The organism is Pseudogulbenkiania ferrooxidans 2002 (genome assembly GCF_000174355.1).
GTDB lineage: Bacteria > Pseudomonadota > Gammaproteobacteria > Burkholderiales > Chromobacteriaceae > Pseudogulbenkiania > Pseudogulbenkiania ferrooxidans.
Map to the genome: position 1 here is coordinate 194,272 of NZ_ACIS01000006.1, position 24,492 is coordinate 218,763.

General features: G+C 62.4%; 28 protein-coding genes. 2 read left to right on the plus strand and 26 right to left on the minus strand.

Annotated elements, in window-relative coordinates; genetic code table 11:
- Window positions 1-37 precede the first annotated feature (37 nt).
- From FURADRAFT_RS12120 to FURADRAFT_RS12225, 24 genes are all read right to left on the minus strand, one after another.
- Window positions 38-373: a hypothetical protein gene (locus FURADRAFT_RS12120; protein ID WP_008954449.1), complete on the minus strand. Its 336-nt coding sequence runs from the start codon at window positions 371-373 to the stop codon at window positions 38-40.
- A 131-nt stretch (window positions 374-504) separates the two neighbouring features.
- Entirely contained in the window at window positions 505-1,002 is a 498-nt protein-coding gene (locus FURADRAFT_RS20595) for a hypothetical protein (protein ID WP_150105063.1), read from the minus strand.
- Window positions 1,003-1,186: 184 nt separating this feature from the next.
- The gene (locus FURADRAFT_RS12125; RefSeq protein WP_008954450.1) at window positions 1,187-1,549 is read right to left on the minus strand and encodes a hypothetical protein; all 363 of its coding nucleotides are present in this window, start codon (window positions 1,547-1,549) and stop codon (window positions 1,187-1,189) included.
- An 85-nt stretch (window positions 1,550-1,634) separates the two neighbouring features.
- The gene (locus FURADRAFT_RS12130; protein WP_040652835.1) at window positions 1,635-1,973 is read right to left on the minus strand and encodes a type II toxin-antitoxin system PemK/MazF family toxin; all 339 of its coding nucleotides are present in this window, start codon (window positions 1,971-1,973) and stop codon (window positions 1,635-1,637) included.
- A gap of 10 nt (window positions 1,974-1,983) precedes the next feature.
- Complete coding sequence (locus FURADRAFT_RS12135) at window positions 1,984-2,229, minus strand: AbrB/MazE/SpoVT family DNA-binding domain-containing protein (protein WP_008954451.1); 246 nt, start codon at window positions 2,227-2,229, stop codon at window positions 1,984-1,986.
- 447 nt (window positions 2,230-2,676) lie between these two features.
- The gene (locus FURADRAFT_RS12140) at window positions 2,677-3,030 is read right to left on the minus strand and encodes a phage tail tube protein (protein WP_008954452.1); all 354 of its coding nucleotides are present in this window, start codon (window positions 3,028-3,030) and stop codon (window positions 2,677-2,679) included.
- A gap of 12 nt (window positions 3,031-3,042) precedes the next feature.
- Entirely contained in the window at window positions 3,043-4,524 is a 1,482-nt protein-coding gene (locus FURADRAFT_RS12145; protein WP_008954453.1) for a phage tail sheath C-terminal domain-containing protein, read from the minus strand.
- Between the two features lie 3 nt (window positions 4,525-4,527).
- Entirely contained in the window at window positions 4,528-4,719 is a 192-nt protein-coding gene (locus tag FURADRAFT_RS12150) for a DUF2635 domain-containing protein (protein WP_008954454.1), read from the minus strand.
- Window positions 4,716-5,303 (minus strand): hypothetical protein, encoded by a 588-nt coding sequence (locus tag FURADRAFT_RS12155; protein ID WP_008954455.1) that lies wholly within the window; start codon window positions 5,301-5,303, stop codon window positions 4,716-4,718. Before FURADRAFT_RS12155 ends, FURADRAFT_RS12150 begins: the two co-directional genes overlap by 4 nt.
- Complete coding sequence (locus FURADRAFT_RS12160; protein WP_008954456.1) at window positions 5,300-5,593, minus strand: hypothetical protein; 294 nt, start codon at window positions 5,591-5,593, stop codon at window positions 5,300-5,302. The genes FURADRAFT_RS12155 and FURADRAFT_RS12160 overlap by 4 nt, the downstream gene beginning before the upstream one ends.
- Window positions 5,590-6,147 (minus strand): hypothetical protein, encoded by a 558-nt coding sequence (locus tag FURADRAFT_RS12165; protein WP_008954457.1) that lies wholly within the window; start codon window positions 6,145-6,147, stop codon window positions 5,590-5,592. Before FURADRAFT_RS12165 ends, FURADRAFT_RS12160 begins: the two co-directional genes overlap by 4 nt.
- Window positions 6,137-6,340, minus strand: a complete 204-nt coding sequence (locus FURADRAFT_RS12170) for a hypothetical protein (RefSeq protein WP_008954458.1) — start codon at window positions 6,338-6,340, stop codon at window positions 6,137-6,139. The genes FURADRAFT_RS12165 and FURADRAFT_RS12170 overlap by 11 nt, the downstream gene beginning before the upstream one ends.
- On the minus strand, window positions 6,322-6,855 hold the full coding sequence (locus tag FURADRAFT_RS12175; protein ID WP_008954459.1) for an N-acetylmuramoyl-L-alanine amidase: 534 nt from the start codon (window positions 6,853-6,855) through the stop codon (window positions 6,322-6,324). Before FURADRAFT_RS12175 ends, FURADRAFT_RS12170 begins: the two co-directional genes overlap by 19 nt.
- Window positions 6,856-6,857: 2 nt before the next feature.
- Entirely contained in the window at window positions 6,858-7,397 is a 540-nt protein-coding gene (locus FURADRAFT_RS12180; protein WP_008954460.1) for a hypothetical protein, read from the minus strand.
- Entirely contained in the window at window positions 7,394-8,002 is a 609-nt protein-coding gene (locus FURADRAFT_RS12185) for a phage adaptor protein (protein WP_008954461.1), read from the minus strand. Before FURADRAFT_RS12185 ends, FURADRAFT_RS12180 begins: the two co-directional genes overlap by 4 nt.
- Window positions 7,999-8,514: a hypothetical protein gene (locus tag FURADRAFT_RS12190; RefSeq protein WP_008954462.1), complete on the minus strand. Its 516-nt coding sequence runs from the start codon at window positions 8,512-8,514 to the stop codon at window positions 7,999-8,001. The genes FURADRAFT_RS12185 and FURADRAFT_RS12190 overlap by 4 nt, the downstream gene beginning before the upstream one ends.
- 48 nt (window positions 8,515-8,562) lie before the next feature.
- Window positions 8,563-11,127 (minus strand): phage protease, encoded by a 2,565-nt coding sequence (locus FURADRAFT_RS12195; protein WP_008954463.1) that lies wholly within the window; start codon window positions 11,125-11,127, stop codon window positions 8,563-8,565.
- 117 nt (window positions 11,128-11,244) lie between these two features.
- Window positions 11,245-13,002, minus strand: coding sequence for an AAA family ATPase (locus FURADRAFT_RS20185; RefSeq protein WP_160165315.1), 1,758 nt, complete (start codon window positions 13,000-13,002; stop codon window positions 11,245-11,247).
- 163 nt (window positions 13,003-13,165) lie between these two features.
- Window positions 13,166-14,059 carry a hypothetical protein gene (locus FURADRAFT_RS12200; protein WP_008954465.1) on the minus strand — a complete coding sequence of 298 codons (894 nt, stop codon included), beginning with the start codon at window positions 14,057-14,059 and terminating at the stop codon, window positions 13,166-13,168.
- The gene (locus FURADRAFT_RS12205; protein WP_008954466.1) at window positions 14,049-15,428 is read right to left on the minus strand and encodes a hypothetical protein; all 1,380 of its coding nucleotides are present in this window, start codon (window positions 15,426-15,428) and stop codon (window positions 14,049-14,051) included. The genes FURADRAFT_RS12200 and FURADRAFT_RS12205 overlap by 11 nt, the downstream gene beginning before the upstream one ends.
- The gene (locus tag FURADRAFT_RS12210) at window positions 15,415-15,651 is read right to left on the minus strand and encodes a hypothetical protein (RefSeq protein WP_008954467.1); all 237 of its coding nucleotides are present in this window, start codon (window positions 15,649-15,651) and stop codon (window positions 15,415-15,417) included. Before FURADRAFT_RS12210 ends, FURADRAFT_RS12205 begins: the two co-directional genes overlap by 14 nt.
- Window positions 15,648-17,306, minus strand: a complete 1,659-nt coding sequence (locus tag FURADRAFT_RS12215; protein ID WP_040652841.1) for a hypothetical protein — start codon at window positions 17,304-17,306, stop codon at window positions 15,648-15,650. The genes FURADRAFT_RS12210 and FURADRAFT_RS12215 overlap by 4 nt, the downstream gene beginning before the upstream one ends.
- On the minus strand, window positions 17,303-18,265 hold the full coding sequence (locus FURADRAFT_RS12220) for a hypothetical protein (protein ID WP_040652888.1): 963 nt from the start codon (window positions 18,263-18,265) through the stop codon (window positions 17,303-17,305). The genes FURADRAFT_RS12215 and FURADRAFT_RS12220 overlap by 4 nt, the downstream gene beginning before the upstream one ends.
- Before the next feature lie 66 nt (window positions 18,266-18,331).
- On the minus strand, window positions 18,332-18,787 hold the full coding sequence (locus FURADRAFT_RS12225; protein ID WP_040652844.1) for a hypothetical protein: 456 nt from the start codon (window positions 18,785-18,787) through the stop codon (window positions 18,332-18,334).
- 497 nt (window positions 18,788-19,284) lie between these two features.
- On the opposite strand from FURADRAFT_RS12225, the gene crcB reads away from it, so the two are divergent.
- On the plus strand, window positions 19,285-19,668 hold the full coding sequence (gene crcB / locus FURADRAFT_RS12230; protein WP_008954471.1) for a fluoride efflux transporter CrcB: 384 nt from the start codon (window positions 19,285-19,287) through the stop codon (window positions 19,666-19,668).
- On the opposite strand, the gene FURADRAFT_RS12235 is transcribed toward crcB, so the two are convergent.
- Window positions 19,660-20,568 carry a LysR substrate-binding domain-containing protein gene (locus tag FURADRAFT_RS12235; protein ID WP_008954472.1) on the minus strand — a complete coding sequence of 303 codons (909 nt, stop codon included), beginning with the start codon at window positions 20,566-20,568 and terminating at the stop codon, window positions 19,660-19,662. The genes crcB and FURADRAFT_RS12235 overlap by 9 nt on opposite strands.
- 188 nt (window positions 20,569-20,756) lie before the next feature.
- Here FURADRAFT_RS12235 and FURADRAFT_RS12240 point away from each other — a divergent pair, with 188 nt between their 5' ends.
- Window positions 20,757-21,689: a DMT family transporter gene (locus tag FURADRAFT_RS12240; protein ID WP_008954473.1), complete on the plus strand. Its 933-nt coding sequence runs from the start codon at window positions 20,757-20,759 to the stop codon at window positions 21,687-21,689.
- 113 nt (window positions 21,690-21,802) lie between these two features.
- Here FURADRAFT_RS12240 and alaS read toward each other — a convergent pair whose 3' ends face one another.
- Window positions 21,803-24,436: an alanine--tRNA ligase gene (gene alaS / locus FURADRAFT_RS12245; protein WP_008954474.1), complete on the minus strand. Its 2,634-nt coding sequence runs from the start codon at window positions 24,434-24,436 to the stop codon at window positions 21,803-21,805.
- Between the last annotated feature and the right edge of the window lie 56 nt (window positions 24,437-24,492).

A 24,492-nucleotide genomic window follows, 5' to 3' on the forward strand; every position in this document is an offset into this window, starting at 1 on the left:
CCGATCTCGGCCCGGCTCCAGCCGGTTTTGCAGGCGATCAGGAGGATGCCGTCGAGGAATCGCTCTCGGCGGCGGCAGACGCTTCCCCCAGGCGTTCGGCCTCGTTGAGGCCGGCCACCAGCTTTTGCCAGTCGCCGTTGCGCACTTTGAGCATGCCCGGCGTCACAGGGATGGCCTCGCCGTCGAGAGAAACGATCTGGTGAGCCACCAGGGCACGGCGGTAGGCAAGAGGTGAGAACGTCGAGTTCGCTTCAGCCTCGGCCTCGATCATGTCGTCCAGCATCGGTTCACGAAGGACGACCGTTTTGAGATTGCGGCCTTTGAAGGGAATACCGTGTGTCAGGGTGACGGTGACGGTTTTGAGTTCGGACATGCCAGCTCCCGGTAGATAAGGTGGGCGGGCGCTTCGCGCCCATGCTGGCATTCTGGGTGGTGGTGTGGTGCGGAATAAGGGGGGGATTTGGTGCTGGCTAGGTTTGATAGAGCAGCATCAAAGGGAGCGATTTACTTCATACCTACCAAGATACTGGCTTCAGGCATCAATTGAATAGATTGCGTTTTGCCTGATGCGAGTACTACGGTTCGATTGAGGGAGAAATCCTGAGTGATCACGGGCACTCCTTCGGGAATCGTAGTTGTTATTTCGGTGTTAGGGGTCTTGAAAGTACCCGCTTTGCCGATTTTTACTAGTGCATGAAGCGCAATTTTGGCATGTTGGGGAGTCTGCTCAAGCAGTGTCAGTTCGCTAATAATGGTTACCACGCCTTGACGGCAAGAGTCAGGCGTTTCGCATCGGCGAATAATGAATGGTGACTGAAGGACCGTCTTTTCCTCCCCCTTTTCCAAATCAAGAACCCCACCTCCTCCAAGGGGTTGTTTCGCAAAAGGATGCACATGGTAGAGGTGAAAGGTGAATTGATTCCCTGGTGCACCGTTATCTTTATCGGTGGTTGCGCATCCAGCCAACAATGCCAATGCAGAGATGTAGGCTATGTATTTCATCGGGTGCACACCTGCCGCGACTTGCTGATAGTCCCATCCTTGCAGACGAACTTCCCGCCAGAGCAATGTGACACGCCACCCTTCTTTCCCGAGCAGGGCGTGTTACGGGCTTCGGCCAGCGGGGCGAGGAGAGTGAGGGACAGGACTGCCATCAGTAGTGCTTTCATATTGTGTCTCATGGTGATCAATGCAGAGTCTGAGGGGAGGAGGTGGCCGCCTTACTCCATTCCGCTAGATCGCTCTCTGCCCTCGCATGCTCCTCTGCCATCTCCGACAGGGACAACGGTTTATCAACTTCGAAGGTCTCAATGCGGTGAATGTTGGGGCATTTGTCGACCAGCCCTTGGAACATCGTATCGAGCTGCTTGACGGTGAAGGCCAGACGAATCTTGCGTGAGAAGAACAGACGGACCAATGTGTAGTCGTTGCTGTTACAGCTGCTTTGTATGCTCTGCACCTCTTGGCGAAGCCAGCCCCGGAATTTAAGAGGCGTAATATGGTCGGGGAGGTTGAGGATGGAGATGCGGAGCTTGCCTGAAGTGCTCATGGTAATGCCCACGGAAATGACTTTTGCATTTTCCAGAAAAGCGAAGTCACAGGCAAGAAAAACCCCGCGCTAAGCGGGGTTGGTATCACTCTGGAAGGATGGATCTGAACTTATCCAGCACCTCGTTAAGAACATAGTCGGGGACTGATTCTTTCTTTTTTGCTCCTCTTGCCCGCCAGTCGAGAGTTTTGCTCTGGTGCGAGAGGATGATGCCTTGAGTTTCCGTGCCACATCCCATTAGGGAAACGGCGAAGCCCGCCGTTCTGGCATTGTCCTGGCTACCTTGCGTTATGGGGCAGACCAAGGCCATACCTGACTGATTGAAGTCATGCAATGAGATCACCAGTCCAAAGTGGGGACCTTTCATCTCGCGGCCGGCAGCAGGATCAAAATTCAGGTGGATAATGTCACCAGGGTTAAACAAGTAAGTCTCCTTACCAAATTTCTTGGCCCTCCGGCGGCAGGTCGTCCCAGACTGGCATCAGGTATTCAGGAGGAGTCTGAGCAAGCAACTCTTCCACGTTGTAGCGCCTTCTTCTGAGAGCTGAAACAACCATGCTCGGGCCTTCGATATTCACATCCACCATGTCACCGGCAGACAGGTGGTTTTGCTCGGCAAACGCCGAAGGGATCGTCATGATGAGCGACCCGCCCGAGCGGCGAAGCGTTGCAGTAGTCATTTCTCTATCCTTACGCTCAATCAGAGTCGTTGTCAGTGTCGTAGTCGTAGGTCGTAGTCGTAGTCGTAGTCGTAGGTCGTAGTCGTAGTCGTAGTCGTAGGTCGTAGTCGTAGGTCGTAGTCGTAGGTCGTAGTCGTAGTCGTAGGTCGTAGTCGTAGTCGTAGTCGTAGGTCGTAGGTCGTAGTCGTAGTCGTAGTCGTAGGTCGTAGTCGGTGTCGTAGGTCGTAGTCGTAGTCGTAGTCGTAGTCGTAGTCAGTGTCGTCGTCTAGGATAGTGGGCGAATTTATCGCCGAGTTTTATTTTAGTAAAACACCGTGTTTTACACAAGTAAAACAAAAAACCCCGCCGAAGCGGGGTTTGAGGCGGTTGCCACACCGAGGAAGAGGAGGACTCGCAGAACACACGGTCATTCTCTCTTCACCCCCGTCGCGGAAACAGGGGGGGAAATCACACCCGCTCGGCAGCCGCACCCGTCAGGGTGAGCTCCACCTCCTTGCCCTTCAGTTCCACCTCGCCCTCGGTGCCGGCGTCGCGCACCAGGTAGCGCTGGCCGCTGTCGGTCTCGAACACCACAGTGGCGCCCGAGATCTGCTGCAGCGCGACCAGGTCGGTGTCGTCGGCATGCAGCAGCGTGCACTTCACCTCGGCGTGCTTGATCTCTTCCGTGCTGTGCCCGGCAAAGCCGTTCACGTCGCTTTCGGCTTTCTGGATCGGGCCGCCCACCTTCAAGCTGGCGCCGGGCTTGGAGCGCAGCCGCGCCCCGTTCACGTTCACGTACACAATGCCGGTCAGTTTGGCCATGGCCGGTTCTCCTTACAGTCGGTACTGCACGGCGGCAGCGAAGGTTACAAACTGGTTGACCAGGTTCGGCGGCAACACGGCGTTGACGCGGTCGACGTCGGCCGAGCTGCGCACCACCAGCAGGTCTTTCTTGAACTGCTCGGTGTTCTCCACGATGCCGGCGAACTCCAGCTCGCGGTGCAGGCCCACCAGCTCGGCGCGGATGATGGCCGGTGTCACCAGCTTCTGGCCAGGCGCAACGCTGATGCCGTCGTCGGCCAGCTTGTGGCGTGGGAAGCGCAGCGCGATGCGGGTGCGCACGGCGTAGCGGAAGTAATCCGCCGTCCACTTGGTTTCCAGCCGCAGCAGGCTCTCGTCGTCCACACCCATCGGGTTCTTCTGGTAGTTGGTGATCACCCGCTCCAGGAACACCTTGCCGCCGCTGTCCACCTTGGTGGTGCTGATGCCGTCGCGCAGCAGCAGTTCCCGTTCATTGAACGAGAACCGGTCCTTCAGCCGCGGTGCCAGCACACCCGGCACTTCCACGTTGCGCAGCGGCAGGGCCGGGTCGATCGCGCCGTGATACTCGCACACGCCGGCAAAAGCCGCGGCGCGCACCGGCGCCCAGGTCGGGCAGGCCTTGAGCCCCCAGGACGTGCCGTGCGGGCTGTTGCGGCCGGCGCCCCAGGTGGTGAGCTGGGCATGAGTGCCATCCTTGGCGTCGAACACGTGGCCGGTGCGCATGTCCATGCCTCCCCAGCGGCCGTCCAGATCGGCCTCGATCGCGGCCAGGTTGGCCGAGTCGGTATACGGGCTGACCAGGCTGTAGAACCAGTCCTCGGAGATGGCTGCAAGGGCGTCGGCTACGTCCGGATTGCCGGCGCCGTCGGCAAGGTTCACGCACACGGCGGTGATGCCTTCCGGCAGCGCGTCCTCGTCGTAGTAGGCGGTCGACAGTTCCATGCCGTTGCTGGCTTCGCCCTTGTGGCGGGCGGTGATGGTGACCACGCCGGCGTCGGCCGAGGCCGTAACTGGCAAATCGGCGTTGGCGTTGACGGCATCGGCCACCTTGGTGGCGAGCTGGGCGTTGGTGTCGTTCAGGCTGGCCTGGGCGCGCACCCGCACGCCGCCGATGTACAGCGTCATCACGCCGGCCTTGGTGACGGTGCCGGTCAGGGTGATGGTGCCCGTGGCGGCGGCGCCGGCAGGCAGATCATCAAGGGCCACGGCCCACACGTCGATCAAGCCATACAGGGCTTTGACCTTGTCCAGGGCGCCGGCCATGGCGTGCAGCATGGAGCCGCGGCCGAACTGGCCAGCAGCCTGCTCGGCGTTGAGCACTCGCACAGGTGACAATGCCGGCACGGTTCCACCGGTAAGGCGCTGTCCTAGCAGCAACAGCTTGCGCTCCATCTGCGGCAGGCCGTTCACCGCCTGGGTGTGATCGATCTCGACGAAAACCCCGCCGGCACGGATGCCGACAGGGATGGTCATGAAGGTAGTGGTGTCCGGCATGACTTAGCTCTCCTGGCCGGCCGCGGACTTGGCGGTCGTGATGGGTTCGGAAATGACTTCCACATCGCCATCGGCGAGGCGGCGTCGGTAATAGGCGGTAAGCGCCACGGCTTGGCCATCGGTCGGCAGGTAACCGCTGCCGTCCTCCAGCCTTACCCGCAGCTCGCCCACCGGCTTTAGCGTGACCTTGGTCATGGGTTGAGCTCCACATGGGTTTGCATTTCGGGGGTGCTGGTGGAGTAATCGCCATCCAGCCACTTCTGGTGTTCCGCCGCGCTCACATGCGGCGGGATATCGATATCGATGTGAGCCGTCCGCAGCGTGCCGATCGAGGTCGACGGCGGATAAATCTCACCGTCGGTACCGTCGGCCAGATCCAGAGGCCCGGCGGTGACCTCGAGCGCCACCCAGCCGAACGGGAACTCCATCTGCGAGCTGGTGCGGAAGCCCTTCACGTTGAGCCGCGGCACATCGGCGCCTGGGTTGCGGGTGAAGGCCAGCAGTTGCTGCAGCAGCTCTAGCTCGGCGTCACGCACCTGGCGCGTGGTACCACCGCGCTCCGGCACCGCCAGCTGGCCGACCAGCGTCAGCTTGAGCTCGGTCTCCCATTCGCTGGGTAGCTGGCCGGAGGGCAGCAGCAGGCACACCACGCCGCGCTCGAGCTCGTCGCGGTGGCGGCCCGGGTGGTCGACGAACTGGTCGCTCACGATTCGATCGGGCAGGGCAGCAGTGAGGCCAGCTGTGAGGCCGTCCAGGGCGCGGGTGATCGGGTCGCTCATTTCCCACCCCGCGCGTCCAGCTGGCGCTCTACCAGCTTGTCGAGCTTGGCGCTGATGTCCTTCAGCTCACCCTTCACCTCGTTGTTCAGATCCTTCACCCGTTCATCCTGCTGCCGGTCGATCGCCACCTGCTGAGTCTGTTTCTCCTCGAGCACGGTCACGCGCTTGTCGAGTGTGATCATGAACACGGCCAGCGTGCCGACCAGGGCCACCGACGAGAGGATGTCACCCAGGTTGATCCGCTTCTCGAACTGCCACCCGGCAGTAGATGCTCGGCTCTCGGCGCTCATGGCTGGCTCTCTTTCGGTAACAGGTCGATCAGTTCATCCCGCTGCGCCGCTACGGCACGGCACCAGAGGCCGAGGTCGCGGGAGTGGGCGAGGAGGTCCTCGCGTGATACCCCGCTGTCAGCGGCGCCGGCGGCGGGGTCTTCCTGGTCAGGTTGGTCGGTACCGGCGGTGCCGTATCCGGCTTGCAGGCCGAAGGCGGCGTTGTAGAGCTGCAGGCCGTCAACAGACAGCAAGCCAGGAGAAGGTTGGCCGGCCACAGGCTTGGGCGGTTGTGCCGCATGGGGAATCCTCCGGGTGAGTTGTGCGCGGATGTTGTCTAGGTCCTGCTGCAGCTGGTCGAGCCGAGCGCTGGCGGCGGCCAGCTCGTCGACCTTGGCCTGGTAACGGCGGTGGGCGGCACCGGCATCGCGGGTGCGCTGCTCGGCCACCTCCAGCTTGTAGGCGGTGAGCTCGGAACGGCCGGATGCCAGGCCGGCTTCGAAGCGGGCATGGCCGAACCACAGCGCGGCACCGGCGACCAAGCCAGCTAAAACCAGCGTGGTTTTACTCAGCATCGGTGCCTCCCTTCTGGTCCGGCATCACTGCGCCGATGACGCCGGCGACAAACAGCCCGACGGTCACGATGGCTTCACGCTGAGCGGGGGACAGAGAGACGCCCAGCGCCGTGGCCACCAGCACCACGCCGCGCCAGGTCGACGGCTCTTTTGCCTGGGCTACCAGGTAACGCTTCAGGCGATCAAGTTGCATGGAGCCTCCTGCAGGTGATCGGCCAGAGGCCGCATGCCACCCGCCAGCCAGGTTTTCACATCGAAGCCCGGGCAGATCTTCAGCCACTCGTTGCGCTCCACCACGCCGTCGCCGTCCAGGTCCGGGCTGTAGTCGCGGTGGCCCAGCACGCTGGCGGTCGGGTACTGCTGTTTCAGGTTGGCGATCAGGTTGCGCAGCGTGGCCCACTGGTCCAGGGTGAAGCGGTCGGTACCTATCAGGCACACGCCCAGCGTCTTGCTGTTGCTGCCCTGGACGTGGGCGCCGATCTCCTCGGGGTGGCGACCGGGTTTCAGCGAGCCGTCGAGCTCGATCACGTAGTGGTAGCCGATGCTGGGCAGTTCATGACCGAGCACCGTCTTGTATCGGGTGATGGCCGCCGGCTGGCGGTGGAAGCCGCGCTGGCGGTGCATGGCATCGATGTCGGCGCGGGTGAACGGTTTGCCGTTCGGTGTGGCGGCGCAGTGGATCACGACGCCGGTAATGGTTCGGGGCATGGTCAATCTCCGTAAGAGCTGCCGGTCATGGCGTAGTGGTCGCGCACGCCCAGGGCGGTACGCACGCCCTCGGCCGCGCCCTCGCGCAGCATGGCCATCAGGCGGGTTTCGTTTTTCTCGAAGGCGGGTTTGAAATAGGGGTGGGCTTCGGTGCCGTGGTCGCGGATGTAGCGCGCCAGGCCGAAGGCGCGGCGCTTCGCCTCGTGCTCGTCCAGCCCGTGCTTGATGCGCAGCCACTCGGCCAGCGGCCGGGTCGGCGGCAGGCCGCGATAGCCCGCCTGGGTGCCGTCCTCGACGAAGCGGGCGTACTTCACGCCAGCCTTCACGTCCCGGGCCAGCGGGAACGGCCGCTCCGGGCGGATGCTGTTCATCAGCGTGGAGAAGCCCATGCTGCCGTTGTGGCGCAGCTCACGGCGGACTTCGCGTGCCAGGAACTGGCCAGCCTTGCCGACCGCGCGGTCCATGACACGGTTCATCACCGCCGGCGCTCTCTCGAACGCCTTGCGCACCACCTCGTCGCCGATGTGCACGCCGCCGATCACAGCGTCAGCCTCCGCTCGAATTCGTCCATCAGCACCGTGTGCAGGTACGACGGCGTGCCGTTTTTGGGCGTGGCGCTGATGCCGTCACGCACCTGATAGGGCTGCGTCGAGTTCTTCATGGCCAGCTCGCGCATCACCTCGGCCTGGGCGCGCAGCACCACCAGCGGTGCGTCCTGCTCCTGCAGCGTGCTGTCGTTCTCCGTGACCAGGTGCGCGGCGCCGTAGCGGTACGGGCAAGCACTCCCCAGCAGGCCGATCTGGCGCGCCGAAGGGGCCGGGGTCAGACGCAGCACCCGCTCCCCGCCGCGGCGCATGACGCGGATCGAGGGCAGCGTGCCGGGCCAACGGTCGTCCCACGGGTCGAGCGTCAGCTTGGCGTCGCGCCCCCAGTCACAGCCCAGCACCACGGTCAGATCCGCGGGGCAGTCATAAAGGGCCAGCCCGGACTGCAACGTCAGCTCGTCGACCATCTCCAGCGGCCGGCGCCGGCTGTAGTCCTTGAGCGCCGCTTGCACATGGCGCTCGAAGTCCTCGGCGATGAACGACGAGGCGGAATCCAGCAGCGAGGCCTTCAGGTCGGCGATCAGGCTGGCCAGGGTGGTCATTTCTTGGCGGCCTTGGCCGTGGTGGTGGTTTCATCGGCCGGCGCCGGCACGACGACGGTGGTCGTCCCGGTCTGGTCCGCACCCGCTGCCAGATCAACACCAAAGATGACAGGGCCTGCAGACTGTTCCGTACCGGTCTGGGCAGTGCCGGCGCCGCTTTCGCCCGTGCCGCCTTGCTCCGTGGTGTTGTGCTGGGCGGCGGCATGCTCGAGCAGCCGTTCGGACACGGCGGCCAGCACTTCCTTGCGCGCTGCACCTTCCTGCTCGCGTTCGCCCAGCTGCTCCACGTCCTCGATCGCCAGTGAAGGCAGAGCGGCGAGAAGGTGGGAGACAGGGCCGGCCAGCAGCACGTCGACGATGTGCATCGCCGAAGCGGTCTCCTCCATGGCCTCGGCCGCGCGGTACTTCGGATGGTGGGTCGGGTCGATACCGCGCACTTCGCCCGGCGGAATCATCACACCACCGATGAATTCGGTGTGCTTCGAAGTGTTGGGATAAGGGACTTTTTCCATGATGGGCTCCCGCCCCAGCCACCATCAGGCAGCCAGGGCGCTGACGGGTTAGATGGCTGCGCGGGCGGTGGCGCTGTACACCACCACGCTGGTGAAGCGATCGCGCACCGGCTTCGGCACGGTGATGGCGTTGTACTCCTCGCCGTAGGCGACCTTCTTGCCGATGGGTTGGCCGTTGTTGGTCATCTCGATCGGCTCGCCGGTGATGAACGGCTTGGCCACGGTGTAGGCACCGACACCGCGCTGACCCATCAGGATGCGCTCGTCGCCCATGTCCACGCCTGGGGCATTGGTGCCGAAGCTCGGGACACCCTTGATCGTGGCCAGATCTCCGTCGGAGTTGGTATTGCTGCCATCGCGCTTGCGCTCGACAACGAACTGCTCGGCATTGGTGATGGTGTCGTTCAGCGTCGGCGACATCAGCAGGAAGTTAGGCTGAACATAACGCTGGGTGCTCATCATGGCCTTGCGGCTGCCGATCTTTTGTACCAGGCCGTTCAGCCAGATTTCGTTGGTGACGCCGCCCTGGATGTCCAGATCGAACTTCACCACGTTGGTGGCCATGCCATAGCTGATGGTGTTGGTGCCGGTATTGGCCGGGGTCACCGGTACGCCTTCCTGGGTGACGAACTGGATCGTGCCCAGGTTGTACGACAGTACGCGCCAGTAGGTGCCGGCAGCCTGCTTGCCGCTGCCGTCGTATTGGCTGATCACTGCGCTGTTGAGCGTGACGGTGATCGGGTTTTCCGCGGTACCTACGGCGTTGCCGGCCAGATCGCGGGCCTGGAACGGGCGAACGATCGGGAAACCGGTGGTCTTGATGGTGTGCTTGGCGCCGTTCAGCTGGGCAGTGAACGACTCGTTCGCCACCGGCACGGCCAGGTAGCTGTCGGAAGCACGCTGCAGCTCGTTGCAGATACGGCGGTGCACCAGCTCGCGCAGTACGCGGGCGTTGCTCTCGATGTTACGCGCCAGCGCGTCCCAGTTGATCGCCGAGGCGCGGGTGAAGTGCAGCACCTCGTTGGTGACCGACAGCGCCAGCTTCATCGGGGTGATGAAGGTCATGTCCATCGCCTGGGTCACGCCTGCGAGCGGAATCGGCTGGCCCTCGTAGACGACGCCGTCGTTGATCACCTGGCTGGTATCGCGGATCTCATAAGGGATCTGGGTGGTGGCCTGGGCGCCGAAGTCGGTCAGCGTCTGCACCAGCGCCAGCACGTTGAGATCGGACAGGGCCTCGCGGATCACCTCGCGCTGTACCCCAACCGGCAGGCTGGTGCTGCCCATGTCGGTGGCACCTTGCGACAGCACCTTCAGCTCGGCGTCCAGTTGATAACCGTGGATGCGATCGAACTCGGACAGCACCCGGGCGCAGAAGGGGTGCAGCTTGGCTTTCGGATCCAGGTGCAGGGCGTAGGCCATGTCGGTGCGGCCCAGGTGGTCGCGGTACAGATCGGACAGCTTCTTGGTGCCGTCATTGGGTACGACGATGTGCGGGGTTCCGTTCGGGCCGTAGCCGAGGGTGGACAGCTGGCGCGCGGCCACAATGCTATTGCCGGCGTTGATCTGGCTCTGTGCCAGTGTGCGCACCTGGTCTTCGGACCAGTCGGCGTTAATCAGAGTGGCCACGCGCTCGGAAAGCTCCTTTTTCAGGCCGTCGTCCAGGCCTTCGGCGGCGCCGATGGTGTCGGACAGCAGCTTGCGGCGTGCGTCGGTGGTTTCGGCCAACTGCTTGGCGGTCTGGGCCTGCTCGGCCAGAACCTTGCTGACGGCCGCATTGATGGTGTCCGGGCTGAGCGAAGAGCCGACGGACAGCTGGATGACCGGGGCAGCATGGCCGGCCGGCAGTTGGGCCAGCTGCTCGGACAGCTGCACGGCGGCCTGTTCCAGCAGCCCGCAAACGCGCTCGGCCTCGGTCTCGTCGGTAACGTCTTTCAGCTGGGTCTCGCCCAATTGTTTCACGGTGTCCAGGGCCACCTGGGAGAGTTTCTTGGCTGCCAGTTTTTCCAGCAGCGCTTTCAGCACTTTGTTCATGGTTTCTTTCGCCTCGGAGAGAAGGATTCGTGCAAGTTCGGGGTGAATGACTACAGGGGTGTCGCCGCCGGCGTCGCACGACAGCTGAACAGGGTCGAGGTGCTTGATGACCGGACGGTTGGTCAGGCCGGCACCTTGCAGAAGCGGGCCATGGAAGTGGCCCTGCTCGTTATCCAGGAAGTTCTCGTGGAAATCGGCGGAGAGGTATTTGAGACCGCGCGTCTTCACGGCCTCGATGCCGTAGTCCGTCCACTCCACCAGGGCGCGCAGCTTGTTGCCCACCACGGCCAGCTTCTTGATGGTGGCGGCGGCGCCTTTTTCCGGCTCGTGAGCGACGTCCAGAAAGACATCCACCCCCAGCGTGCGGGCATCGAAGTTCTTGACCATGCCCAGCAGCATGTCGCGGGTGATAGCGAACCGGCCGTAGCGTGGATCGGTGAACGATCCGGTGCGTGTCACGGTCACCCAGCTCTGCCGGGTGCCATCGTCAGGAAGCGCGGCCTCGCCGGCCAGCATGCGGATCTGGCGGCGCCCAGAGTCGTCGGAAAGTCGGAAGTGTCGGTGTCGGTTTCGTTGCATCGCCTGCCTGCCAGAAAACCCCGGCGGCTGGGAGGAGACCGCCGGGAGCCGGTTGCCCGGCTGGTAGCAGATTAGGCGTGGTGATGGTGCGGAATAAGGGGGGGAATAGAGGTAGAGCTATCGATCCCTGTAATCGGGGTTGTTTACCGCAATGTGATCAAATATTTTCGCGCAAAGTGTACGCGCTTCGTCACTGAGCTCCCATTCAACTTCATCCATCACCTCAATAACTGATCTGCAGAAGTTCACCTTTGCGGAAATGGTTCCGCTCGCATCAGAGAAATATCTTTCATTTTCTTGCCCTTTTCCTTGTAGCCCTAATGCAACGTCGATGTGATGTCCGATCCCTAGTGTTGAATTTTGCAACAAGGTTTCGTCTAGATTTTCGATGTCTTCGATTTGGATGCTTTCTTTTAGTGGTGATTTTTTGCTTTCGTGAAGTTTGCGAACAGTTTTGACCAATATTTTTTTTGGAAGTAAATTCTCGGTTTCTTTGCACTTTAGAATGTGGACGCTTTCTCCAAGTTGACTGCTGAGGTCGTCTGCCCGCGTGCCTTTTCCTATTATGTCCCCGTCTGCAATAACGAAGGCTGATGCAGTAGTGAAAGCAGCCTTCATCTGCTCGCTTTGTTTTTCATGGTCGCCACTAAAGTTCCAGTGTGTAAGGGTGCTGCCCTGGTATTCGACAAACGAATAGTGATAGTCTTCAATGTAGGCGGGGGGCGCATCGTTTTTCGTTTCTTGTTCTTGTATATATTTTTCAATGAACTTCTTAATGTAGAGTCTGTCTGTAATGCCCTCTACCCAGATGGTGCAGTTTGACAGGAATACAGATGAAGGATGAACTCCCATCTCTATGAGGAAGTCATTGTCTTTCCCACATTTTTCTATTTCTACAAACGTGCCATCAGCGCCTGCTCGTTTTTTGCATTTGTGAATAATTATGTTGGGATCAATTTCAGCAAGCTCAAGAATGTGGTTTGAGTGCGTCGTGACTATAAATTGATGATTGGTTTCATCAATCAAGAATTTTATCAATCTCTTAAGGAGCCCTGGGTGTAGGCCAATTTCAGGCTCTTCTATGAAAAATAGAGATGGGGTCTCGGTAAGAAATGCTGCGGAGCTGATAATTATTACTTGCTGCAGGCCATCTCCTAGATTGTAAATCGGAAATTGTTCTTCGTGCCCAATTTTAACCGCTACGGTATCGCTGTTATGCTCAGGTATGAGCGTTGTCTCCAAGTTTTCGAAAAAAACCTCGCCAATTCTTTTTTCGTATTTGCGTATTAGTTCTCGTTGTTCCGGCTTCCCCAGAAGATGGCTCTTCAAGAGCTCGTACAGCGAGTGCCCAGTGTAAATGCTATTTTTGTCGGAAATTTCAGGGAAGTAGTCTTTTACTGTGCGTCTTGAGTTAACGTCGAGATGTATTTCTCCATCTGCTGTTAGTGGTCTCATTCCACGCAAGATTGGGATGTAAAATGATTTTGGCTTTTCAAAGTGTTGTACAAGATGTGCAACATTGAATTGTTCTCTATCGCCTTGTGAAAGAACCTCGTTTGCCCTTTGTTGCCGGATTTCGCCGTAGGATATGTTTCCTTGTCTTGCTTTGTTGTGGAAATCGATATATTCGTCTAGTCTTTTTTTGTGTTCGTCAGTGGTTGTAAACGTTTCCTTGAGGAAATTTTCAACAGGTGCAACCGAGCCTGCTGTGTGTGGTTTGTATTGTCTTATTTCCGAGATGACGGGCTCAATGATTTCTTTTATTTCATTGCTTGCCGCGATGTTCTCAATGATTGTTTCTGCACTCGGCGATTGGAATATCTTTCTAATGAGCCTGCTTTTTCCGGAGTTGTTTTGACCGATGATTACAGTCATTTTTTTTATTTCCAAGAAGGGAATGGCTTGCCCCCTTGAGTTTTTGTAAAATGATTCGTTCGAAAGTCGTTTGGTCCATATTTTATTGATTGGCATGACGTTCTGGCCTAGTTGTCAATGTGAAGTGCATAGATTATCACGACTCAGGCCAATGTCATTATTATTACTGAGTAAAGATAGCTTCCACATAACTCAAAGTGTTCGGATGTGCCGGCCAAGGGCAACTAGCGCGATCCGGATACACACCCGGCCCCAGCCCATACAGATCAGCCGTGGCATGCGTGTCGCACACGTCGCGCACCCGGTGGTGCGGCGACAGCATGAAGCGCACGCCGACCACGCCGTCGGTTTGGAAGGCCGCCGAGAGATAGGCCTCGCCGTGGGCGCGGTTGATCTCCGTCCGGAATAGCCGCTCCGCCTGGTACACCACCCCCTTGCCGTTGACCGGGTCGGCCTCGCCCGTCATCAGGGCACGCACCCGGCGGCCGAGCTGCCCGGCCTTGGCGCCGTTGTAGGCGCGAGCGATATCGTCGGGCACGCCCTCGCCACGGCCCATGCTGCGCAGCATTGCCTGGTGAGCGCTCTCACCGTTGATCACCGCAAACTGGATGTGGTCGGCCAGCGTCTCGATCGTGCCAGTGTTGATGCGCCACAGCCGGTCCGACAGCTGCAGGCCGTCGGCCGCAACCAGCGCGCGCACGAACGACACCGCCTGATGGTTCACTGCAAACAGCGTAGAAGGGGGCAGCTCACCGGCAAAGGCGCTGGCACCCAGCCCGGCAGCCTCGCCCAGGTGGCGGTACAGCTGGCCGTCGCGTTTCTCCTCCAGTTCCTTCAGCTGCTTGCGGACCTCGCTCAGTACCTGCTGCAGGTGGTCCAGCGTCACGCGGTCGTCGCTGTCGCTGGCACGCTGCAGGTGTTCAGCGATCGCATCGCCGGCGTCGTCGTAGATCGTCACCAGCTGCTCGATCGCATGGTCGCCCAGCTGGTTACGCTGCTGCACCGCCTGCAGCGTGGCCTCGCGGATCTTGGCGGCGCGCTCGGCGTTAGTGGGCATGGCTGACATCCGTCGCGGATTCCCCCTTGCGGCCGTTGCCCGGGGTGATCTTTACCTTCGGGGCACCGGTCTGGTCCGGTTCGGGGTAGGGGTCATAGTGCTTGGCGTCGCTCGTGCGCCGTTCTTCCACCGCGGCGGCGTTATAGCCCATCACCTCCCACACCATCGATTGCGGCAGGCCCAGCGCCTTCAGCTTCAGCGCCCGGTCGGTGGTCTGCGTCATGGTCTCGGTGCGTCGCTCGGCGAAGGTGATGGTGAACGGCATGGCGTCCGGGTTGAGGCCGCGCAGCAAGAGCTGCAGGCGGAAACCGAACTCGTACACCCAGGCCAGCACGTCCTGCAGCTGGTCGACCTCGTCGTAATAGTCCCGCTTCAGGTCCTCGAGGATGTCGCGTGCCAGCCCGTCGGTGTAGCCCATCAGGCCCTTGGGCAGCGGGGTGCCGGCGAAGAAACTGTCGAGCAGGTAGACCACGTCGCCGATCTGGTCCAGGTTGGCGTCGCCCTGCAGCGCCGTCACCGATCCCTTCTTGTTGAGGTAGAAGTCGGTGGTGATCATGTCCTTGTTGGCTTCCACCCGGTCCTGGTAGGCCTGCATTTCCGGTTCGGTCGCCCCTTCCAGCACGTGCGACAGCCGCAACGGCGCGCGGTGCTTGCGGCGGATCACCAGATCGGTGTCGGTCATGCGCAGCTTGCGCCAGATCTCGCGGCTGGCGTCGAGGAAAGGGCGGCCCATGGCCGACAGATCGTCGAAGTTGTCCGGGTCGAGCCGGGCCATGGTCAGTTGCCACAACGGAAAGCTGGCCAGCTCGGCGCCGGCGGTCAGGTCCATCTGGGTATAGGCGGCTCGCAGGTCGGTAAACCGGCCGTTGATGCCGACGTTGGGGCGGATGGTTTCAGCCGGCATGCGCACGCCGGCGACCACGGTGGCCGCGGCGTCCAACACCCACTGCATCGGCAGGTTCCCTTCCATCAGTAGGCCGCGTGCGTCCGATTTCAGTTTCTCCGGCCGGTTCAGCTGCAGGCGCCGCACGAAGGTCTCCCACTCGCGCCGGATGCGCTCGTCGGGGTCGTTCTGCAGCAGCACCAGGCCGCCCCGGGTGACGTCGCGCGCCACCCGGTTGTGGATTCGCTTCACGCGGCCGTCGGCACGATCCATCTGCCGGATGTCCATGATGGTGGCGCGCAGCTCGAAATCCACCGACAGCTGCCGGTAGATCGTCTTGATCTGGTTTTCCGGGGTGGGGCGGCGACCGCCCTCGCTGGTCCGGGCGTCGGATGCCTGGCTGGACTCGCCTGGCAGGGTGGTGTCCGCACCGGCGGGTAACCGCTGCAAGCCCAGGAAGGACAGGACGGAATCAAGCATGGTCATCGGAAGGGTCCTCGGTGATGGGCGTGACGGACTGCACATCCCGCCAGCCATGAATCAGGCCGGCGTCGACCAGCTCGCGGATGAAGCTGTCGTCGCCGAAGTGTTGGCGCCACTGGTCGCGCATTTTCGCCGCCCGCGCGCGCTGCGCCGGCGTCAGGGGAGGCGCCGGCCGCAGCACGGGGCGGTCGGTCTGGTGAACGTGTTTGTATTTGCCGTAGCTCATCGCATCCCCAGCAGCTGCTCGGGCGTGACCGCCCGGCTGCCAATAACCGTCGGGACATGGCTTTGCACGCCCCGGGTAATCAGCGCCCACACACCGGCGCTGGCCGCGTCGAACAAGTCGTCGCCGAACTTCGGGTTCGCCATCTTGTAGCTGTTATAGCTGGCACCCTGCACCGGCTTGGCCTTGAGGTTGCCGAGCTGGCGGATGAATTTGCTCCAGTCGCTGGCATCGGCCTGCACCTGGTCGAGCGACGATGGTCCCCAGTGTGTGTTCGCCTTGTTCTTGGCGCGCAGGGCGTCGCTGCCGTCGTCGACGTAGGGAATCGCCGCCTGGCCGTTGTGGAAGGCGGCGCGCAGTGCGCTGGCCATGCTGTGCTTGGTCATGCCCTCGAAGCGGATCGGGGCGAAGGCCCAGTGCTGCCAGGTGCTGGCGGTGGACTGGCCGTCGCCTATCGCGCGGCGATCGATCTCGGTCAGCCCCAGCGCAAACAGCTTGTCGTTGACACTGGTCAGCATGCCCAGGCCGTAGGCGTCGCCCATGGCGTAGTCGGGCCTGAAGTAGTCCCAGAGACCGATCAGGTCGCGCTCCACCACAGCGTCGTCGGTGCCGGCCGGCCAGGTTTTAACGAAGGGGAAGGTGACGAAGTTACCCACCTGTTCGCACACCACCAGCGCAGAACAAGAGGCATGCGGGCTCTCGCCGTGGCCGGAATGGTCATACCCGAACGACAGCAGCCCGCGCTTGCGGTAGCGCGCCCCGGGCATCGGCCCGGCCGCCTCGAGGTTGGCCGAAAGACCCACCGCCATGGCGCGGCGAATGTGCTTCTCCCAGATCCAGTTCTGCGCCGCGGCGTTGATGCACAGGAACTGCCGGATGTATTCCGCCTCCGGCAGCTGGCTCTGCATCTCCAGCACGAAGGCCTCGTTCAGAATCCCCAGCTCGATGCCCAGGTACACGTCGACCGGCGGCAGGATGTGATAGCCCCCGGTCTCAATCAGGTGCGACAGCACGTCCGCGCCCTTGTGCACCCCGGTGATGCGGATCTGTGGCTTGAAGCTCACGCCCTGGTCGACGCCGAGGCGCCGCGCCGAGCCCAGCATCGGCAGGAAGCGGGAGAAAAGACGATCGGCCGGCATGTCGTCGGTCTCCTCGAGGGAGGCGAACGAAATACCGTCGCCGTCGATCTGCGACATGATGCCGTAGCAGCTGGCTTTGCTGCCGTTGGCGAACTGGTACTTCAGGTCGGCGATCTGGCGCCGGCCGCTCTTGTAGGCGATCCAGCCGGTCAGGATCTCAGAGCGGCGGATGGCGTCGAGGTGATAGGTGATGTTGGTCTGGCTCTGCTGCAGCCGCGGCGCCACGATGCCTTCTTCCTGGAACGGCGTCGTCGCCAGAAATTCCAGCGCGTACATCTCTTTGACGGCCGTTTTTCCCGTCCGCCGGCAGGAGAAATCGACCGAGTTCGGGTGGTCGTCCATCTCCTGCATCTTCAGCACCTGCATCGGGTCAAGATCCACGTTGTGCACGTGCTTGGCCCACAGGGCGTGCGGCTTGATGCCCGTCACCGGGTCCGGCCGCGCATAGCGCATCACCTCATCCTCGGCCCGGTGCTGAATTTTGATGCGCTGCGCGGCGCTGATGCGGTCGGAGCTCACTGCCCGTCACCGTTCTGCTGCTGGTAGTCGATCAGCACAGGGTCGCGTTGCTTGCGGGCGTTGGCGCGCTCGGCCAGCTGCTTCAGGGCGGCCAGAGACTCGGCCTGTTTGGCGGCGAAGTCCTGCAGCGAGAGGGTAGCCTGGGTATCCTCGCCACGCTGCAACTTGCCCATCTGCTGCTCTTCCTGCTCGATCGCCTTCGGCGTCATGCCCATGTCGGACAGAGACAGGTTGTTCCTGGACAGGAATTCCTGCAGCGGTTTGAGCAGCGGGTGGGCTTTCACCTCCATGATGGTGCGCTTCTTGCCGGTCTCGAAATCGTTGTACTCGCCGATCACGATGTCACCCTCACGCGTCACCGCCCAGGCCGGATGCTCCAGCTTCACGCCGTCGGCGATGATAGTTTGCAGGATCTGCTGGATGATCGCGGTGATGCTCGCCTGGATGCTCGAGTAGATCGGCACTAGGTGCTTCGGGTTGCGCTGCTCGAACGCCGCATGGTGGACCATGAACAACTGCGTCTGTTTGACGCAGGCCGGCTGCTGGGCGCAATAGGTGTGGTCGACGTCGCAGCTGCTGCAGGCCGGGTATTTCCCCGGGCGGGACGGGAAATACTGCGCCGTCTCGGCCGCCATGCCGTGCTTCATCGCGTTGAAGCGTGTGCGCAGCGCCTCTTCCGGGGTGGGGTGTCCCTCGATGTTCTTCGTGACAGCCGCTTTGCCCGCCGACGTTTTCGGTCCGGTGGCATTCGCCCAAGCCTTCACCAGCGCCTTGTGGAATGGCGCCTGGCCAGTCTCTCGGCCGCACAGCGGACACGCCGCCGCGTATGCAAACGGGTGGTGTTCGAGCTCCGCCGCATCGTCCACCCGCAACGGCTCGGCGTCGAAGGTATGACGGCACGGGCTACAGCGGAAGGTTACGGTGTCGAGGGGTAAAGAGAGGTCACGCTTCGGGGCCATGATGGCATTGAAAGCCACCATGGCCTGCGGGATAAGGGGGGGATTGAACCTTATTGTAAGATTCGGTCAGCTATTTGTGAGAATGTTTGTGATTATTCTTGGAGCTGCTGCGAGCGCTGCATTGAAAGTTTGCTGCGCAAGTTGCCGGAATGTTTCATTTTTAGCTTCGTTTGCTCCAGAAGAGAGCGCTTCCTTGATCTGATCAATGAGTGGGGTCTTCCCATCAAGAGAATCAGGCGTTGATCCGAGTATCGTAAGACCCCGGAGGGTAAGACGGGCCTGATGCACCTTACTGTTGTCCTTTAAGGCCCCCTTGTGTGTGAGAAATCCCTCTTGAGCAAGAAAATCAATGGCCTGCCCTGCTGCCATGAGCGAGTTCCATGTCAACGTCTCATCCGCATCTTGTGGGATGACTTCCATTGCAATCGCATTGATGTTCAAGTCTATGGGTTGTGGAAATGCCTCATACAGTTTCTTAAAAATAACCAGCGTAATGCGGTTGAAAAAGGTGATGTTGTCCATCTATAGCTCCCTGAACCAACCAACTAGTTGATGACATATGCTGATGATGTATATCTAGTAAAGCAGGGAAGGGCAGATAGTGACCAGGGATTTCAGGCGGCGGCGCGGATGAAACGAGAAGGCAGGTCGAAAGCGGCGACGGTGGTTCGTAGTAAGCCCTGCTCGGGGAGCCAAAGTTTCATGAAAGCCAGCACATCGTGCTGGCTTTTTGCGTTTCCGGCAGATGTCTTGCCTGCCCAACCCCCCCCGCGCCCGCCTGCGAGGCGACACCATCCCCATCGCCAGCTGGTTCTTTCCGGGCGAACGACACGACCGCCTCACCGGCAACCCCACTGTCCGGGACAAACGGCTGGGCGTGCCGCTGGTGCGCCGTCGGCCGTGAGGGATGCCGGGGTGTCATGCAGGCCTGGCTCGGCGGGCCACGGCGCCGCGGTAGTTGTGATGGCGGAGCGCCTGTACAACAATGCTTTATGACACTCCTCTCGCCACACTCGCCCATGACCAAGATTCTCGCCATCTGTGCCGGTGCTTCGAGCGGCGCCTTGTTGCGCTGGATGCTGGGCCTGCGCCTGAACGCGCTGCTGCCGTCGCTGCCGCTCGGCACGCTGTGCGCCAACCTGCTGGGAGGCTACCTGATCGGCTTCATCATCGCCCTCTTGGCGCAGCATGCGACCCTGCCGCCGGAGTGGCGCCTGTTGCTGATAACCGGCTTCCTGGGCGGCCTGACCACCTTTTCGACGTTCTCGGCCGAGGTGGTGGAGTTGTTGCAGCAGGGGCGTTTGGGCTGGGCGGCGGCGGCCATCCTGGCACACGTGATGGGCTCGCTGCTGATGACCCTGCTGGGCCTCTACAGCTACGCGTGGTTGCGCTCGCTAGTCTGACACCGGCTCGCCGTGATCGGCGCTGAGCAGGGCGTCCAGCAACAGCCGCGCCTGTGCCGGCAGGCTGTCGATATCTTTCACGCACAGCTGCAGTTCGCGTATCGCCCACGGGTCGGCCAATTCCACCACGTGCAGCGCATGGCTCTGGGCCAGACTCCGCGCCGAGCGGGCCGGCAGGATGGCCAGCCCGGCGTTGCGTCCCACCAAAGTGGCCACGGCGGCGAAGCTGGAAACGCGCAGCCGCAGGCGTAGCGCCTTGCCCTTGCGCCGCGCCATGCTTTCCACGAAGCCTTGCATGGCGCTGGTTTCGGTCAGGCCGACGAAGGCGTGATCGAGCAAGGCGGCGAACGCGACCGAAGCCGTGCCGTGGAGCGGGTGCGTGGGGCCGCAAATCACCACCAGGCGGTCGCGTGCAAACGGCAGCAAGGGCAGCCGTTCCACCCCCAGGCTGCCGTCCAGGATGCCGATATCGGCCTCGCCGTCTTCGATCGCCGTGACGATGTCGCGGCTCGGGCGCTCGGCCAGCACGACATCCAGCTCGGGCTGCGCCGCCAGAAAGCGGCCCAGCAGGTCCGGCAGGAATTCGTTGCTGGCGACGCTGTTGGCCATCAGCCGGATTTCCCGTCGCACGCCCTGGCTGAGCCGCCCCATGTCGCCGTTCAGCTGCTCGGAGCCGAGCAAGAGACGCCGGGCGTGATGCAGCAGCACGTCGCCGGCGTGGGTGAGGGCGATGCCGCGCGAGTGGCGTTCCACCAGCTGCACCCCGTACAGGTCTTCCAGCTTTTTCAGGCGCTGGCTGGCGGCGGAGAGCGCCATCGGGAAGCGTTCGGCGGCCTCGGTCAGGCTGCCGCTCTCGGCCAGGGCGGTGAACAGTTTCAGGTCGATGAAGTCGAGTCGCATGGTGCGGGGTTTCCACAGAGGGGAGGGGCGCGGATTGACCGGCGCGCCACGGCTGCAGCAGGCAAGCCGGTCCCGGGAAAACGAACCCCGCCATTGAGCCTTCGTGTTTGGAGAAGTTTGGCTACGCCAACAACATAACGGCGTGCCGGCACTTCTCGCCATAATAGGCCGAAAACAAGGAACCTGACATGATCGAAGCACAGAAACCGCTGCCGCTGGCTGGCCGTGTCGCCTTCGCGAAAAACAAAGGTGTGGCCATGGCCCTGTTGGCGGCGCTGGGGTTTTCCGCCAAGGCGGTGTTCGTCAAACTGGGATATCGCTACGGCGCCGGCGCCGAAGCCCTGCTGGTGTTGCGCATGGCCTTCGCCCTGCCGTTCTTCCTGCTGATGGCGTGGCGCAGCGGCGTGGCCGGCGGTGCGCGCCGTCTGGAGCGGCGCGACTGGCGGCAACTGGCGCTGCTGGGCTTGCTGGGCTACTACCTCTCCAGCCTGCTGGATTTCATCGGCCTGCAATACGTCTCGGCGGCGCTGGAGCGGCTCACGCTGTTTCTCTACCCGACGCTGGTGTTGTTCATCTCGGTGCTGTGGCTGGGCAAGCGCTACCCGGCCAAGGTGTGGCTGGGGGTCGGGCTGGCCTATCTCGGCATCGCCCTCGCTTTCGTACAGGATCTGCGCGACGCCGGGCTGGGTAGCCAGGCGCTGATCGGCCTGGCCTGGGTCATTGCCAGCACCGTGAGCTATGCCCTGTACCTGGTCGGCTCGGGGGAGGCGATCGCCCGCATCGGCGCCACCCGTTTCGCCGCGCTGGCGACGCTGGTGGCGTGCCTGACGGTATTCGTCCACTTCGCCGTGACCACGCCGCTGACGGCGCTGCTTCTGCCCGGGCCGGTGTACCTGATCGGACTCGCCATGGGGGTGTTCAGCACGGTGCTGCCGGTGTGGTGCCTCAACGTCGCGATCCGCCAGCTCGGCGCCGGCAAGGCGGCCTCGGTCGGCACGCTGGGGCCGGTATTGACCATGGCGATGGGCTGGCTGGTCCTCGGCGAGAGCCTGACCGGGTTGCAGGTGTTGGGCGCGGCGCTGGTGATCGGCGGGGTGGGGGTGGTCGGGCGCAGCAAGTGAGCGGGCGGTCGTGACGGGAAAAGGTTGGCCGAAGATCGGTAGCTGGACATGAAAAAGCCGCATGGAATTCCATGCGGCTTTGTCCTGGCTGCGCGGGGCGCGTTCGGGGTGGCTTACAGCTTGCCGCTCACCCAGGCGTTGACGCCGGCCAGTGCCTCGGCCAGCTTCTCGGGCTGGGTGCCGCCGGCTTGGGCCATGTCGGGACGCCCGCCACCTTTACCACCCACCTGCTGGGCGACGAAGTTGACCAGTTCGCCGGCCTTGATCTTGCCGGTCAGGTCGGCGGTGACGCCGGCCACCAGCGAGACCTTGCCGTCGCCCTTGGCGGCCAGCACGATGGCGGCCGACTTGAGCTTGTCCTTGAGCTTGTCCAGGGTCTCGCGCAGCGCGGTGTTGTCGGCGCCTTCCAGCTCGGCAGCCAGCACCTTGATGCCACCGATCTCGACCGCGCTGTCGGCCAGGGTGTCGCCGGCCGAGGCGGCCAGCTTGGCCTTGAGACGCGACAGCTCCTTCTCCAGCGCCTTCAGGTTGTCCTGCAGGCTGCCGATCTTGCCGACCACTTCCTCGCTGGTCTGCGCCTTCAGCGCGCCGGCCGCTTCCTTCACCAGGCTTTCCTGCTGCTGGGCGTAGGCCACGGCGCCTTCACCGGTCACCGCCTCGATGCGGCGCACGCCGGCGGCCACGCCGCCTTCCGCCACGATCTTGAAGAAGCCGATGTCGCCGGTGCGCTTGACGTGGGTGCCGCCGCACAGTTCGGTGGAGAATTCGCCCATCTTCAGCACGCGCACCTCGTCGCCGTACTTCTCGCCGAACAGTGCAATGGCACCGGCGCGGATGGCGTCGTCGTAGGCCATCACGTTGGCCGATACCTCGACGTTGTGCAGCACGATGCGGTTCACCACGCGTTCGATCTCGGCGATCTGCGCGACCGACACCGGCTCGCCGTGGGCGAAGTCGAAGCGGGTGCGCTCGGCGTTCACCAGCGACCCCTTCTGCGCCACGTGGCTGCCCAGCACGTGACGCAAGGCCGCGTGCAGCAGGTGGGTGGCGGAGTGGTTGCGCGCGGTGGCGAGGCGCTTGTGCAGGTCGATGGTGGCCTGCACCGTGTCGCCGACGTGCAGCGCACCGCGCACCACGCGGCCGCTGTGGCCGAAGGTGGCGGCCTTGATCTTCTGGGTGTCGGTCACGTCGAACAGCGCGCCGACGCCGCCGCTCACCGAAATCTCGCCGCAATCGCCGACCTGGCCGCCGCCCTCGGCGTAGAACGCGGTGTCGTCCAGCACCACCACGCCTTCTTCGCCTTCGGCCAACTGCTCGACCGGGGTGTTGCCCTTGAACAGCGCCAGCACCTTGGCGTCGACGCTGGCGGTTTCGTAGCCGTGGAAGCGGGTGTCGGCACCAGCGTACTCCAGGTTGCCGGTCATCTTGAAGCTGGAGGCGGCACGCGCGCGTTCACGCTGGGCGTTCATCGCGTGCTCGAAGCCCTCCATGTCCACCTCAATATTACGCTCGCGGCAGATATCGGCGGTCAGGTCGACCGGGAAGCCGAAGGTGTCATACAGCTTGAAGATGGTGTCGCCGTCCATGCGGATCTTGCCACCCTGCAGCGCGGCATCGACCAGCGCCATGCCGTGTTCCAGCGTCTCGGCGAAGCGGACTTCCTCGGCGCGCAGGTTGTCTTCGATGTGGGCCTGCTGCTGGCGTAGTTCCGGGTAGGCTCCGCCCATTTCTTCCACCAGGTCGGCCACGATCTTGTGGAAGAACAGGCCCTTCTGGCCCAGCTTGTAGCCGTGACGGATGGCGCGGCGGGCAATGCGGCGCAGCACGTAGCCGCGGCCTTCGTTGGACGGCAGGATGCCGTCGGCGATCATGAAGCTGCAGGCGCGGATGTGATCGGCGATCACCTTCAGCGACGGCACGTTCTGGCTGTACTCGACGCCGGTTTCACGCGCGGCGGCGCGCACCAGGCAGGCGAGGCCGTCGGTTTCGTAGTTGGACTTCACGTGCTGCAGCACGGTGGAGAGGCGCTCCAGGCCCATGCCGGTATCCACCGACGGCTTCGGCAGCGGGTGCAGCGTGCCGGTCTCGTCGCGGTTGAACTGCATGAACACGTTGTTCCAGATCTCCATGAAGCGGTCGCCGTCCTCGTCCGGGCTGCCCGGAGGGCCGCCGGCAACTTCCTCGCCGTGGTCATAGAAAATCTCGGTGCACGGGCCGCACGGGCCGGTATCGCCCATGGTCCAGAAGTTGTCGGAGGCGTACGCCGCCCCCTTGTTGTCGCCGATGCGCACGATCTTTTCCACCGGCAGGCCGACGGTCTTGTGCCAGATGTCGAAGGCCTCGTCGTCGCTAGCGTACACCGTGACCATCAGCTTTTCCTTCGGCAGGGCCAGCCACTGCTCGCCGGTCAGGAACTCCCAGGCGTAGGTGATGGCGTCGTGCTTGAAGTAGTCGCCGAAGCTGAAGTTGCCCAGCATCTCGAAGAAGGTGTGGTGGCGCGCGGTATAGCCGACGTTCTCCAGATCGTTGTGCTTGCCGCCGGCACGCAGGCATTTCTGGCTGGTGGTGGCGCGGGTGTAGTCGCGCTTCTCGAAGCCGAGGAACACGTCCTTGAACTGGACCATGCCGGCCACGGTGAACATCAGGGTCGGGTCGTTGCCGGGGATCAGGCTGCTGGAAGGCACGACCTGATGGCCCTTGGAGGCAAAAAAGTCCAGAAACTTCTGGCGAATTTCAGAGGTTTTCATAAATATTGTTTCGTCAGGGTCTAAGACGGGCCGCCAACCGGGTTGTTGCGGCGCAC